Below are 475 nucleotides of genomic sequence, written 5' to 3' on the forward strand. Positions count from 1 at the left end.
CCTGCGCCCAGGTGATGGCCTCCCTGCTGCCGCTCTATTTGCAGAATGCGCGCGGCGCCACGGCGCTGGGAGCCGGCGTCGGCATGCTGCCCTTCGCCCTCGCGATGCTGCTGCTGCCGATGGCCGGACGGCGCCTGGCCGCGTTCATGCCGGGCTACCGGATCCTCGCGCTCGGCCTGATGGTCGTCGCGGCCGGGAACCTCGTCATGACGTGGGCGGCGCACCTGCCGGGCAACCGGCTGCTGGACGGCATCGGCATGGCGATCCTCGGCGCGGGCGGGGGCCTGCTGAACGGCGAGACGCAGAAGGCGATCATGGGCACCGTCGCGCCGGAACGGGCGGGCATGGCGTCCGGCATCAGCACGACGTCGCGCTTCTGCGGCATCCTGCTGGGCTTTGCCGGCATCGGCGCCGTACTGGCGAGCGGCACGCGCGCGGCGCTGCTGGCCAGCGTGGCGCAAGCCGGCGCGACGAT

General features: G+C 73.5%; 1 pseudogene. It reads left to right on the forward strand.

What is annotated here, in order from left to right:
- Positions 1-475, forward strand: a pseudogene (locus ACEN88_RS34165) (MFS transporter); the annotation flags it as partial.

Source organism: Massilia sp. CT11-108, from assembly GCF_047302915.1.
GTDB classification, from domain to species: Bacteria; Pseudomonadota; Gammaproteobacteria; order Burkholderiales; family Burkholderiaceae_D; genus Telluria; species Telluria orientalis.